Here is an 11,111-nt window from a genome sequence, read left to right as displayed (position 1 = left end):
GTCGATGCGCTTCTGCGTGCAGATTTCTCCGAGCGCAGGCATCCTAGCTACACGGGGGCTTGGCCCCTCCCGTGACCGGACTCTCACCGGTTAGAAAATGCGTGCTTAGCTGGGCACGCGCCAAAGGTGAACGCTCCGCTTTTCCGGAATTGCTTCGTTCTCTCCGCTGCTCCGTGCATATCCCCACTTTTAAGCAAAAAGAAGAAATCCCCGTTTAAATTTAAAAGGGAGGATTTGTAAAAAAAGCCGCGAATGGGGACGGTTTCCCTGTTCGCGGTCTTCATGCACGCAACGCTTATCCATACATTACTTGCCTGACTCGGATTCTACAGGTTTAACGGATTCGGCCGCCTGCTCTATTTCTTCTACTTCAGCAACGGGAACCATATAGGCCCAATTGCTTTCCGGTGGTATAATCCACACCGTATCCGACTGGTCGGGTGTTACCCAGCCCTGGTAGACCTGAGGATCTGTGACTTCGTTCAAGGTTACGGTCAGCGTAAAACGGTTCGATTCGTTCTTAAGCTCCAAGGCGCTCCGAAGTTGCTCGGCAGTCGCAGTATTTATAAGTTTATCGGATAAGGACAAGGCGTCCTCCTCGTTGATCTTCTTTCCGTTCAAGGTCCAGTCCGTACCGGATTTCCCGCGTTGCAGTACCCAAGAGAATGCGGTGCCCTCCCACTCCATCACCGACAAATGATCTTTATCCCATTCAAAAGGGGTGGTGTCGGTCAATGCAGACACGCTCAGCAGCATCCCCGATAAGCTGTCCTGGGAGACGGAAATGACCGGCCCGCTATCCAATTGAGCATAGGAGGAGGCACCGGATGGCAGTTGAATTCCCACGGCCAGCTTATGGGTGGTGCCATCGTTTTCGGTAATCGTAATGCTCCATCCATTCTCGCCGTCAATCCCGTATTTTCCTATATCCTGTGGCTGTTCCTCTATGACTTCCTCGGCTGTCGCCGCTTCAAGCGCATTGAACCAATGATCTACAGCATAGCTGTTTAAAGGGTAGGCTTGGGGAAGCTTCATAGCCCATTCGCCGTTCTGCTTCAGAAGCTCTACGGCTTCTCCGCCTGTCTGCTCAATCCTTATTTCAGAGAGGGTATCGCGCTGAACCGCCAGCAGCTTCTGTGGCACCGGATCGGATTCGCGAAAAAAGTTATGGCTGCTGGCATATACGACACCGGCTGCAAAAATAATCACTAGCACCAGCGTAGGCATCCATTTTCTCATGCTTTTCGTCTCCTCCACCACAGGAGCAGCCCAACTGCGGCGAACAGCAGTGGTATAACAGCAACTGAAGTCACAAAGACAATCCGCGCCTGAACAGGCGTCAAATAGGCATATTCATAATCTTGCTGCTGACGCGGCCGGATCGTCAGATCATTCGACTGTCCCCGCAAATAATTCAGTGTATTTAATGCAAAATCCCGGTTTCCACCGTTCATAAATTCCGTATCGCTAAAGAGTGAGGAAGTTCCCAAAATGACCGCCTTGGGTTCACCTTCCTGCGTATCCGCCGCAAACCCGATATCAACAGGCCCCTTGGTATCCTGACCCTCGTTAAACTCCGTTTCATTGTTGATCAAGCCCTGAATGTTAGTCTCTGCATAGCTGTCTTCCGAGGATTGCAGGAGCGACGTCAACTGCCACTTGGACTGTTCCCCTGCTTGAACGCCGAGCGACAGCGATAACATCGGAAACAGATTGGATTCAGCAAGCTTGCGTGTAATATCATGGTCGCCGAAGCTGGGCACGACCCACAGCGGACCAAGCGTGCTTGTCTGCTTGTTGTCCACAGTGACTGCGTGCAGATCACTTACTCCGTAATCGGAAGCAAGCTCATCAATGTTCGTCCAGGCGGATTTCATCTCCTGATTAAAGCCAAGCGCCAGCAGCAGTTTGCCGCCATTGCTAAGGTAAGCACGAATCGCCTTCAGCTCTGCTGCGCTGATGTCCCGCTGCGGTCCTATGATCGCCAGCACATCCGCATCTTCAGGAACCGCACCGTCTCGATTAAGCTGCACTTCTACGGCGGTTACGTTCCCTTGCTGAAGAGCCGAATTCAATCCGGTCATACTGGACAGCGGGATTTCTTCATGCCCCGTAAGGAAAGCCAGCTTGTGCTGCTCGTCGGAGGATAAAGTCATCATAGCTGACGTCAACTGCTCCTCGCCCGAAAATTCATAATTCCCTTCCTGGTCGACAGCCCGGAACAGCGTTCCGATATCAATCGTCCGCCGCTGCTCCCCCTGCTCCAGCACGATGGATGCGGAAGAAACGCTATACTGCTGCGCCAACGCAGGCTCCTGATTCAAATCATGCTGCTCGATCTTCAGCTTGCTGCTGTGCTTTTTGTATTCATTCAGCATGTCCGAAACATCCTGGTTTAATCGTTGATTGGCGGATGATCCCACCGTGAAGGAAAGGACACGCACCTCGCCGGTAAGGCTCTTCAGGACAGTCAGCGTCTGGTCTGACAGAGTATACTGCCGGCCTGCCGACAGGTCCAACTGAAAGCCGCTTAGAGAACGCAGAAACAACGTCAGAAGAATAAAGATACCGATAAGTGCCGCCGACAGGATCAGGCTGTTGGTTCGGCTTAACCATTTTTTCATGCCGTTCACCTCCACCGCTTCCGTTCGACAACCTGTATGCTGAGCAGCAGGAACAGGCCGGCAAGCGTAATATAAAAGAGAACATCCGCACCGTTGAGGAGCCCCTTCACAAAGCCGTCAAACCGTGCAGACAGCGAAAACGGCTCCAGCCATTCCTTGAGCTTGTCTCTGCTGCCGAAGGAATCCAGCATCCATAAGCCCACCAGCATAATAATTCCTGCAACAGCGGCTACCATCTGGTGCTGGGACAGCGTGGATGCGAATAGCCCAACCGCCATCATGCCAGCGCCAAGCAGGAACAGACCCAGTGCCGAAGTAAAAACGGTATTATAATCAAGCGGGCCGAAATAGGACATCATAACAGGGTAGAGCAAGCTTAACAGCACCAGCACGGCCATCATAGCCAAAGCAGCCAGATATTTGCCCAAAATAATCTCCGCAGCGCTGGCCGGCGAGGTCAGCAGCAGCTCATCCGTTCCCTGACGGAATTCCTCCGCCATCAGCCGCATCGTCAGCAGCGGAATGACAAACATAAGCAGAGAAAGCGTATCCCCTAACACAAGCCTGTAGTCTACAATACTTGGCTGATAAAACACAAAACTCGTATAAAAAAACAGACCCGAAATCAGCATATATACCGCCAATATGAAATAAGAGGCCGGGGTCCAAAAATAAGCATGCAGCTCTTTACGACAAATGGCCATCATCCTCTTCATGCTGTACCTCCTTCCCGTCATTCGGCAGTTCTTCATTCTGGGCAGGTGTTTCATTGGTCGTCAGCTTTTGGAAAATCTGCTCCAGACTCAGATTCTCTTTCTTCATTTCCAGTACCGGAATGCCGGCCTCTGATAGCAGGTAGAAGAGCGACTCCCGGAAATCCTCCGCAGAACGCCCTGTCAGAAGAAGACGGACCGTTTCTGGATTGGCCTTAGCCTTCTCCGTGTTATCTGTTAACACCTCCGCAGTTGCATGCTCCCATCCATGGAACAAGCTTTCAACCCGACTCCCGGCTCCCTTCAACTCAACAGCCACCTTGAAAGGCTCGTCCGTTCCGCCGGCGATGGCATCCGGTGAACCGTCCAAAACAATCTTGCCCTGATTAATGATAAGCACCCTGTTGCAAAGCGTATTCACCTCTGGCAGGATATGCGTGCTAAGCAGCACCGTATGCTGTTCTCCCAGCTCACGGATCAACTGCCGGATCTCCAGAATCTGATTAGGGTCCAAACCGGAGGTCGGTTCATCGAGCACAAGCAAGTCCGGCTTATGTATGATCGCCCCCGCCAGACCAAGCCTCTGTTTGTAGCCTTTAGACAGACTGCGGACCAACTGGCGCTCCCGCCCATTGAGTCCTAACCTGCTGATCATTTCGCTAATCCTGGACTTCTGCTCCCGTGCGGGCACATCCCGCAGGCTTGCCACAAAGCTCAAATAACCGTATACCGTCATATCGTGATATAGTGGCGGGTTTTCCGGCAAATACCCGATGCGCGATCGAGCCCTGCGTCCCTGATCGTGAACCGATAGGCTGTCCAACAGGACCTGTCCTCCCGTCGGCTGCAAATACCCTGTAATCAATCGCATGGAGGTGGTCTTTCCTGCTCCGTTAGGGCCGAGAAAGCCGACAATCTCTCCACGCTGCATGGAGAAGTTCAGTTCCCCGACACCACGTCCCCCTTCAAACCTTTTGCTTAATTGGTTCACCTGAAGCATGCACCCCATCCTTTCTTATGAATATCACCATACGTCAATCCATTAAATCGTAGAGCTATTGCCATAAATCAAGCTTAAAGCCTCTTTAAGAGAAGCTTAAAAAAATTTGTCCAAAATGTGAATTCATGAATGCGTGTCTGTGCAGAGAGTATGTCCAATGCAGGAGCATGTCAAAAAAGGCAGTCATCCAATCCGGCATTCCTCTTCTTTTATATAATGAGAGCAGCAAGCTAAATTAAGGAGGCTTTGCCGATGTCCGTATTCCGTCTGTCCACCGAACAGCATATTTTGTATCCCTGCACAGAAATTGATGGCATACAAATCACTATCCAGAACTGCGGTTTACATCAAACTGACGTTTTGGTGGAGGTAGACAGCCCCGACGGCCTGCTGCTACGCGAGCTTCGCAACCTGAAGACTCAGGCTGATTATACGTCTTTGTTCATGTTGAAAAATATTTCCACACACGGAAAACCGTTCATTCTGCAAATTGTGTCAAATGCTCGGAATAAGGACACCCTGCTTGTCCTCGCAGAGCTTATACAAGGGAGTACGATTATTGCCAGCCATACGAACAGGGACTTTACGATTTTTGAATAATTACGAGGTGCTGGCCGGGAACTTCCTGCAGTGAAAAACCTCACTCTGAATGGCCGCATGGCACGTTCGAGTGAGGTTTTTATATTCTTACAACTCGACCTGCTCTGGCAAAATCAAACGCAGATGCGGCGCAGCATTTCCTGAAAACGGGGCTGGTAACGGGCCTGTACCTGATCATACTCCAGTTTGATTCTATCTGAGTGCAATCGCGTGCCCATGTTGCTATGCAAGCGATAATTGACCAATGCCTGATCCAGATACATGGTGAAATGGCCGCCAAGCAGAACACGGTACCACATATCCAAATCATGCGTGTAAGGCAGAGATTCATCGAACAGACCGATGCTGTCAAATATCTGTTTCTTGAACATGACTGTGCATCCGTTCACCGGGTTGCCACTTGCGAAACATTCCAGAAACCGCTTGGTCGAGACAAACGGCTCGCCAGCACGCACCTGGGTTAAGCTGCCGTGATCATCAATGTAGTTAAAATTGGTGTGGGAGATGGAGGAATTATACTGAAGCATAAAATAAAGCTGGTTGTAGATTTTATCGGTGTGAAAGACATCATCAGAGCTCAGCCAAGCAATATAGTCTCCGGAAGCATGACGGATGCCGTGGTTTAACGCGCTTGCCGTGCCGCCATTCTGCTTGCCAAGGTAGTGAATATATTTGCGATAAGGGACCAACCTCTCCGTATGCTTCGTCGAGCCGTCGTCCACAAGGATCACTTCAATGGGCCGGTAGCTCTGATTCAATGCGCTATCTAAAGCCTTCTCGACATAACTGCAGTTATAAAACGGGATTATAATCGTTACCTTGGGCTTCAGACTCATGTCTTCCCCTCCTCTCTGTCTCGAAAATAATTCAGGCAATCGGACAACGATTGAGCCAAAGAAATGGATGGGCTCCAGCCCCTCGCCTCCAGCCATTCCGCCCGCTGCGGCTGTTCGGCGACTGCTGCCCCGTCCTGTCCCCACTCAATTTCCGCCTGCAGGTCGCTCTTGGACAGAGATAACATGTACTCGACCACGGTGCCAAACTCCTGCTCGGTTCCCGAGCACACAGGGTAGGCCCTTCCGCTCTCTCCCTGCTCCAGCAGCAATTGGTAAGCCCGCATCGCATCGCGGACGTCCAGGAAATCGCGGACCGCCTTGCGGGCGGAGACACGAAAAAATCCCGGGGACTCTTTCCGCTCGGAACGAACAATATGGCGTGCCAGCAGTGCGCAAAATCCGGTGGATGGACCCGGTCCGATCAAATTGGAGGATTCTGCCGTCACAATTTCCTGCTTAAACAGCGCGGACCAGGACCGGGCTGCAACCTGCTGCAGCCCTTTACTGAGACCATACGGGTGAACAACACGCTCAGGTGCTTCAAGCGATGCCTTCAGTCTGGAGCCTGCCACCAAAATTCTGCACTGCGGGAGCTGACGCAGCGCGTCAAGCAGATACACGGTGCCCATCACGTTAGCTTCTATATAACGCACAGGATGCTCCCATGACTCGGAAACCGCATTTTTGCCCCCAAGGTGAAGAACATAATCCGGTTTAAGACTGGCGGCAATCTCCTGCAGACGCTGCTTATCCAGAAGGTCGCACTGGTAATAACTCACATTGTTCCGGCTTTTGGGTTGAGAATGTGAATCGCGGATCAGTCCCACGACATTCATACCGATCGAAGCAAAATGAAGACATGCATTCATACCGGTAAAGCCGGAAGCGCCCGTAATAAGAATGACGGGAGTTTTCAGTGATTTCTTATCCATGAATGCAATTCCTCCAGCATATCGCGATAGTCGGGAACAGCATATTTCATATCCGGACGTGTAGACTGCAGCGTCCGGTCTTGTACTGGCATGTTCACAGGAATAATGGACACATCTTCTTTGCCCCAAATTTGCTGCATCATCTGCAGTAAATCATGCTTGCTCACAGACTGCGGACATGCCAGGTGAACGAGACCGGATAGCTCCTGCTTCATAAGAACATCTATCGCCTTGGCCAACTCAAGCGTAGTCACTCCGTTCCACATGACCTGCCGATATCCGCTAACCTTGCCTTTTTGCTGCATGAACCATTGAAACAGGCCAATGCCACCCTTACGGATTTCAGGGCCGATAATGGATGTCCGTATCGTCAGATGTCCGGTTGCTCTAACCTCTCCAAGTGCCTTCGTTAATGCGTAAGCACTGGTTCCATCGGTCGCGTCCTGCTCACTATAACCTCCCCGGGCACCGGAGAACACGCAATCCGTGCTGATATGAATAAGCCTCGCGTTGATGAGATCGGCTGCTTTCCGCAGCCGATGCGGTAAGATACCGTTAATTTCATAAGCTTTCACTTTGTCTTCCTCTGCAAACTGGTTCAGTACGCCCACCGCATTAATAAGTATGGACGGGCGCACGGCCTGAATAAGGGATTCCGCCATGCCGAAATCCGTGGCGTCCAGCAGGAGGCCATCCGTATCAGATGGGTCGCGTGTCGTATAATACACACGATGCCCTCCCTGCTGCCTGAAATATTGAACCAACATATGCCCCGCCATACCATTCCCGCCAAGCACGAGAATTTTCATTTAATGAAGCCTCCTTGCCGCAGAATGGCCCGAATCTCATCCTTTGACATTAAATTGTACTCCGAGCTGAAGCTGCTGAATGAGACTGGCGGGCAATACTGATAACGCTCTTTAAGACCTGGTATATTCAGCGTAGGCAGGATAACCAGATATTGGTCGTCGTACACGACGGTTGATTTGCTTTCGAAATCGCTCATCAGAATTTCATGAATTTTCTCACCGGGCCGAATGCCCTTTTCAACAATGCGAACATTTTCCACACCCGAGTCTTCAATTAACACATGGGCCAAATCGATGATCCTGCACGTCGGCATGGTGATGATAAAGATTTCGCCCCCCACGCTCTCGATGGAAGCCTTGAAGAGAAGGGATATGGCGTCGCGCAGTGTAATAAAGAAACGGGTCATATTCATATCCGTCATGGAGATGACACCCTTTTGCCGAATTTGGCTTTTGAACAGATGAACGACGCTTCCGTTCGTGCCAAGCACGTTGCCTCCCCGCACCGTGACAAATTTGGTCGGACCGTTAAGCAGGTTGGCATAAACAATCAACTTCTCGCCAATGGCTTTTGTCATTCCGTAAAAGTTCGAGGGGTTAGCCGCCTTGTCGGTCGAAATGTAGATGACCTTTTCTACTTTATTGGCCAGCGCTGCCTCGATCACGTTCTGCGTGCCTACAACGTTCGTTTTAAGAGCTTCATAAGGCTGGTCCTCACATATCGGAACATGCTTTAACGCAGCCAAGTGGTAGACGTAATCCATTCCCTGACAGGCTGCCATAAGGGCCTCTCTGTCCCGGATATCGCCGATACAAAAGCTGAGCCGGCTGTCGTCGAAATGCCTGCTCATCGCGACCTGGCTTGACTCCCCGCGCGAGAACACAATGATCTCACGAGGCTCGAACTGCAGCAGCTGCGCAACCAGCTCATACCCCCATGAGCCCGTGCCGCCAGTAACCAGAATGCGTTTATCTTCAAACATTCCTCTTCCCCCCAAGCAAATATTTGACCACTTTATCGGAAACATCTTCGGCTAGGTATCCGGTCGGACACTGCCAGCCTTTGTTCATCTCCGTCATCAAAACCGTTGCTCGTTCGATGGCTGGTCCTTCAAGACCTGACACGATATTGCTGCCGCAATCCACGGTTTCCGGTCGTTCTGTGGTCCGGCGCATCGTGACCGTAGGAACCTGCAGAACGCAACATTCCTCCTGGACGGTTCCGCTATCGGTCAGCGCACACCGCGCATGACGTTCCAGGTGAACAAAATCGAAAAAGCCGAAAGGCTCATGCAGCTCGATTAGCGGATGCAGATGGATGTCTGGAGCAGCTTCGATTCTTGATGCCGTGCGGGGGTGAAGACTGCAGATAATCCGTTGCCCGAACCTTTCCGCCACCCGGTGAAGACCATCCAGAATCGCTTTGAGATGATGAACATGGTCTACGTTTTCTGCGCGGTGTACAGTAACCAGAAAATAGTTGTTCTTGGAGAGGCCCAGTTGGGTTAATATGTCACTGCCATTGATCTTGGGTTCGTAGTGCTTCATGACTTCATAAATCGGATTCCCTGTCAGAATAATTCGCTGTACGGGAAAGCCCTCGCGGAGCAGATGCTGCTTGCTTTGCTCCGTGTAAGGCATATTGATGCTTGATATAGCGTCAATGACCCTTCTGTTCTTCTCCTCGGGCACATCCAGATCGAAGCAGCGGTTGCCTGATTCCATATGCACCACGGGAAAACCCAGCCGCTCGGCCAGCACCGCGCATAACGCGCTGTTCGTATCGCCCAGCAACAGAACCCGGTCCGGTCGCTCCTGAAGGAGGATCTCCTCCATCCTGGAGTACATTGCGGACAATTGCGCCCCGAGGCTTCCAGCTTTCTCCTGCAGGACATAATCCGGCGTGCGGAGACCCAGCTCACGAAAGAACTGCCCACTCAAGCTTTCGGTATAGTTCTGCCCGGTGTGAACGAGTACATGCTTTCCAGCCCAGCGGTCTAATTTCTGAATAATCAGGCTGAGACGTATAATTTCAGGTCTTGTACCCAGGATCGTCAGTATCTTCATCTCACCGCCTCCTTCCTTCGTGAGCCGGCTTTCATTCCGCCTCGCTTCTTATGCCTCAGTTTGCGCCTTTCTGACTTGATCCGTCTAGGAAGCCTGCGCTTCCGCCGGGACGAAAGACGGTTTCTTTTTTTGCTGCGCCGGGTTACGCCGCGGGCAATCCTGGCTCTCCGGCGGAGCCGTGCTGGTCTGCCAGACTTCCGCGTTGCTGCTGCAGCGGGGGCAGCACCTGCCAGTTCGTCTGCAATCGGCTGCATCTCCGCTTCCGCCGGAGGTTCACTTTGGCCCCCTCCTTCCCCGGCCGGCCTGCCGGCCCGCTGCGGATCGAACCACTCCGGCCGTTCGCTGGTCCAGCGCTCAACCATAGCTTTCAATTTGCCACGATAAGCCCCTGGCCCGTAAATTCGGCTAGCCTCTTGCCGATTGCGCCAGCCAATCGCTCTGCATTCCTCCGGATTGCTGATGAAGCGGGCCACAGAGGCAACCAAACCATCACTGTTTCCGGGCTCAACCAGAAATTCCTCATTGCCCGTCTGCTGCATTAACTCGGCCAGTCCGCCCTGGGCAAAGGCCACAACCGGTCTGCCAAACATCAGTCCTTCAAGTGCGGTCAGGCCGAAGCCTTCCTCCACCATACTCGGAACCACGACAGCATCCATCGCTCCGTACATCGACGTCAAGGAAGCTTCAAAGGTGGTCAACAGAAACCTTTTAGCATACCCCGACTGACGGATCATCGAAATGCACTGGGTGTAATAAACAGAATCCGACGGTTTGCCAATAATCCAGAACCGGCACTGCGGAAAGCTTCCACACAGCTTTAAAGCCATTTCCACAAAGTACAGCAGTCCTTTGGCCTCGTAAATAAACGAAGAGATATACCCTACGCAAAAATGGGAGCCTTTCAGCCCCATCTGGGCCCGCTTTTTCTCTCTCACAAAGCTCAACTTTTCTAAATCCTCTTCCGTAATGCTGCGTGAAGGCTCGATTACACTTGTTTTCCATTCCGGCAATCCTGCCCTTAGAGGGATGAGCACCGTATTCGATATACCGATAATCCAGTCGCTGTACCGGTCAATCAGCCGCACCGCCTCAGCGGTATGCTCATTGCTTCTGATCATTTCTGTGATTTTCCACACTACCGGAATCCCAGACGCTTGGGCCGCCATGGCTGGCAGAACATTCACACAGGTATTGGTCAAAACTAAATCCGGCTTCACAACTCTAATCAGATGCATAATATTTTCAAAATAAGGATCATTCCGCAACTGTTCGACCTCATGCTCCAGTCCCGCATAAGGGGTGTACATGTTGTAGATCAGCGGAAATAATTGAACCTCGACGTCTATTCCCCTTTTCCGGGCCTCCGCCGTTACCCTCCCTTCTTCAGGTGCAACCAGCACACAGTCAAAATAAGCGGAGATTTCTTGACAGAAACGAAGCAGCAGCCTTTCGGCGCCCGTTATTGTATAAGCATTACTGACATGGCTGAACAGCATCATCCGGGGTTTAATTGACTTCAGCCTCCTTTCT

General features: G+C 51.7%; 11 protein-coding genes. 1 reads left to right on the top strand and 10 read right to left on the bottom strand.

Features of this window, described 5'->3' with window-relative positions:
- Nucleotides 1-306 precede the first annotated feature (306 nt).
- From OIN60_RS17310 to OIN60_RS17295, 4 genes are read right to left on the bottom strand one after another with little or no spacing between them, the layout of a single operon-like run.
- Nucleotides 307-1,239: a DUF4340 domain-containing protein gene (locus tag OIN60_RS17310; protein WP_305756119.1), complete on the bottom strand. Its 933-nt coding sequence runs from the start codon at nt 1,237-1,239 to the stop codon at nt 307-309.
- Complete coding sequence (locus OIN60_RS17305; RefSeq protein ID WP_305756118.1) at nt 1,236-2,624, bottom strand: GldG family protein; 1,389 nt, start codon at nt 2,622-2,624, stop codon at nt 1,236-1,238. Before OIN60_RS17305 ends, OIN60_RS17310 begins: the two co-directional genes overlap by 4 nt.
- 5 nt (nt 2,625-2,629) lie before the next feature.
- A complete protein-coding gene (locus OIN60_RS17300) occupies nt 2,630-3,340 on the bottom strand; it encodes an ABC transporter permease (RefSeq protein WP_305756117.1) in 711 nt (236 codons plus the stop codon).
- Nucleotides 3,312-4,337, bottom strand: a complete 1,026-nt coding sequence (locus OIN60_RS17295; protein WP_305756116.1) for an ABC transporter ATP-binding protein — start codon at nt 4,335-4,337, stop codon at nt 3,312-3,314. The genes OIN60_RS17300 and OIN60_RS17295 overlap by 29 nt, the downstream gene beginning before the upstream one ends.
- Before the next feature lie 252 nt (nt 4,338-4,589).
- On the opposite strand from OIN60_RS17295, the gene OIN60_RS17290 reads away from it, so the two are divergent.
- A complete protein-coding gene (locus tag OIN60_RS17290) occupies nt 4,590-4,937 on the top strand; it encodes a hypothetical protein (protein ID WP_305756115.1) in 348 nt (115 codons plus the stop codon).
- A gap of 113 nt (nt 4,938-5,050) precedes the next feature.
- Here OIN60_RS17290 and OIN60_RS17285 read toward each other — a convergent pair whose 3' ends face one another.
- Genes OIN60_RS17285 through OIN60_RS17260 form a run of 6 tightly spaced genes read right to left on the bottom strand, consistent with a single transcriptional unit; the run spans nt 5,051 to nt 11,080 of the window.
- Nucleotides 5,051-5,767: a glycosyltransferase gene (locus OIN60_RS17285; protein WP_305756124.1), complete on the bottom strand. Its 717-nt coding sequence runs from the start codon at nt 5,765-5,767 to the stop codon at nt 5,051-5,053.
- 2 nt (nt 5,768-5,769) lie between these two features.
- Nucleotides 5,770-6,705, bottom strand: a complete 936-nt coding sequence (locus OIN60_RS17280) for an NAD-dependent epimerase/dehydratase family protein (RefSeq protein WP_305756114.1) — start codon at nt 6,703-6,705, stop codon at nt 5,770-5,772.
- Nucleotides 6,687-7,514: a dTDP-4-dehydrorhamnose reductase family protein gene (locus OIN60_RS17275; RefSeq protein ID WP_305756113.1), complete on the bottom strand. Its 828-nt coding sequence runs from the start codon at nt 7,512-7,514 to the stop codon at nt 6,687-6,689. Before OIN60_RS17275 ends, OIN60_RS17280 begins: the two co-directional genes overlap by 19 nt.
- Complete coding sequence (locus OIN60_RS17270) at nt 7,511-8,497, bottom strand: polysaccharide biosynthesis protein (protein WP_305756112.1); 987 nt, start codon at nt 8,495-8,497, stop codon at nt 7,511-7,513. The genes OIN60_RS17275 and OIN60_RS17270 overlap by 4 nt, the downstream gene beginning before the upstream one ends.
- On the bottom strand, nt 8,490-9,581 hold the full coding sequence (gene wecB / locus OIN60_RS17265) for a non-hydrolyzing UDP-N-acetylglucosamine 2-epimerase (protein ID WP_305756111.1): 1,092 nt from the start codon (nt 9,579-9,581) through the stop codon (nt 8,490-8,492). The genes OIN60_RS17270 and wecB overlap by 8 nt, the downstream gene beginning before the upstream one ends.
- Nucleotides 9,578-11,080: a glycosyltransferase gene (locus OIN60_RS17260; protein WP_305756110.1), complete on the bottom strand. Its 1,503-nt coding sequence runs from the start codon at nt 11,078-11,080 to the stop codon at nt 9,578-9,580. Before OIN60_RS17260 ends, wecB begins: the two co-directional genes overlap by 4 nt.
- Nucleotides 11,081-11,111: the final 31 nt, after the last annotated feature.

Origin of the sequence: Paenibacillus zeirhizosphaerae (genome assembly GCF_030705605.1) — a bacterium.
GTDB classification, from domain to species: domain Bacteria; phylum Bacillota; class Bacilli; order Paenibacillales; family Paenibacillaceae; genus Paenibacillus; species Paenibacillus zeirhizosphaerae.
This window is presented reverse-complemented; position numbering and strand designations above follow the sequence as displayed.

Coding starts and splice junctions, on each gene's coding strand:
- OIN60_RS17310 (WP_305756119.1), bottom strand. CDS start 1,239: ATGAGAAAATGGATGCCTACGCTGGTGCTAGTGATTATTTTTGCAGCC.
- OIN60_RS17305 (WP_305756118.1), bottom strand. CDS start 2,624: ATGAAAAAATGGTTAAGCCGAACCAACAGCCTGATCCTGTCGGCGGCA.
- OIN60_RS17300 (WP_305756117.1), bottom strand. CDS start 3,340: ATGAAGAGGATGATGGCCATTTGTCGTAAAGAGCTGCATGCTTATTTT.
- OIN60_RS17295 (WP_305756116.1), bottom strand. CDS start 4,337: ATGCTTCAGGTGAACCAATTAAGCAAAAGGTTTGAAGGGGGACGTGGT.
- OIN60_RS17290 (WP_305756115.1), top strand. CDS start 4,590: ATGTCCGTATTCCGTCTGTCCACCGAACAGCATATTTTGTATCCCTGC.
- OIN60_RS17280 (WP_305756114.1), bottom strand. CDS start 6,705: ATGGATAAGAAATCACTGAAAACTCCCGTCATTCTTATTACGGGCGCT.
- OIN60_RS17275 (WP_305756113.1), bottom strand. CDS start 7,514: ATGAAAATTCTCGTGCTTGGCGGGAATGGTATGGCGGGGCATATGTTG.
- OIN60_RS17270 (WP_305756112.1), bottom strand. CDS start 8,497: ATGTTTGAAGATAAACGCATTCTGGTTACTGGCGGCACGGGCTCATGG.
- wecB (WP_305756111.1), bottom strand. CDS start 9,581: ATGAAGATACTGACGATCCTGGGTACAAGACCTGAAATTATACGTCTC.
- OIN60_RS17260 (WP_305756110.1), bottom strand. CDS start 11,080: ATGATGCTGTTCAGCCATGTCAGTAATGCTTATACAATAACGGGCGCC.